Here is a 1308-nt window from a genome sequence, read left to right on the forward strand (position 1 = left end):
CTCCCCGGCTCGGGCAGCAGCCGGGCGGGGGGCGTGCGGCGGGGCGCGGGACGGGACGAGGAGGGCCGGGCCACCGGCAGGGGCATACCGGTGGCCGCGGCGTTCGGGGCGCCCGACGGGGACGGCGTGGCGGACTGCAACGGGATGAGCGCCGGCGACTGGTCGGCCACCGGCGGAGCGATCCACGCCCCGCTCGCATCGGGCGCGGTGTCCGCGTGCTGCCGGCGTTCGATGACGATGACCAGCACCATCGCCAGCACCGCGAGCACGGCCCCGCCGACGATGACGGCTGAGCTGCGCGGTTGTGCGGGCGACCGGCCGGCTCGCGATCCGGGACGGCCGCGCGAACGACCGGGCTGCTGATAGGACATGGGGGTGTCTGTCTCCCGGATACCGGCCGTCACCGCGGCGCAGCCAGAATGGCGATGCCCGGCAATATTCAATGATGCGGCTCCGGAAAGCAAGGCCGGTCGATCCGTTGTGAGCGTTATCAGAGGTGTCGATCCGGGACATCGGGAAAACCGATACCCGTGATCCGGGGGCATTCTGACCGTACCGGTAGGATGCGCCGGTCCGGCGTTATTGATAGCGGACCGGCGAATCGGTGAACGGGCAATGCGGATCGTCGGCGGCCCGCCGCGAGGAGGTTCGGATGGGCCCGGCCCGACCTCGTGGTCTCCCCCGCCGACCGCCTCGACTGGACCCTTCACCGTCCCCTCGGGGGGACCGTGGCCGCGCTGGCTGCACTACGAGGGTGACGACACCGGCTTCGCGGAGTGGACGCGCTCCCGGCACGTTCGCCGCGTACGGGAATCTCGCCGCGCTGAGCGTCGCGACCGGTGGGGAGGCCAGGTGCCCGGCGCTGCATCTCTATCCGCGTACGGCGGCCGGACCGGTTGGCTTGCCGGTCTTCCCTCCCTGGCGGCGGCCCGGTCCGTGGATGTGACGGTGGGTCCGTTGCGGCAGCCGTTCGACTACGCGAGCCTGCTCAGATTTGCCGAGGTGCGCCGGGTGGCGCTGCGCGGGCGGCTCACCAATCTGCCGGCGCCGGCCGGGCTGCGTCACCTCACCGGACTGCAACTGCGGTTCAGCCCGGATCTGGCAGAGCCGGCCACGTGGCCGGAGCTGGAGCACGTCATCGCCTGGAACGTCGACGCGGTCACCGGGCGGCGGCTGCGCGGCGAGCTGCGACCGGAGTTGCGGGACAGTTCAATCTCCAAGCTGCGCACCGCCCAGTGGTTCGCCACCGAGTGCGGCCTGGCCGGCGCGGACGGCGCGGACGGCGCGGACGGCGCGGGCAGCGCGGAC

General features: G+C 72.8%; 1 protein-coding gene and 1 pseudogene. One reads left to right on the forward strand and one right to left on the reverse strand.

Annotated features, from left to right (window positions below; translation table 11 throughout):
* Positions 1 to 269 (reverse strand): annotated as a pseudogene (locus AB0C29_RS48875) (hypothetical protein); the annotation flags it as partial.
* A 679-nt stretch (positions 270 to 948) separates the two neighbouring features.
* Between AB0C29_RS48875 and AB0C29_RS48880 the strand changes: the two are divergent.
* Positions 949 to 1308 (forward strand): hypothetical protein (locus AB0C29_RS48880; RefSeq protein ID WP_360835271.1); only part of this gene is annotated, 360 nt, incomplete at its 3' end.

This window comes from Actinoplanes sp. NPDC048791 (genome assembly GCF_040650095.1).
GTDB lineage: Bacteria > Actinomycetota > Actinomycetes > Mycobacteriales > Micromonosporaceae > Actinoplanes.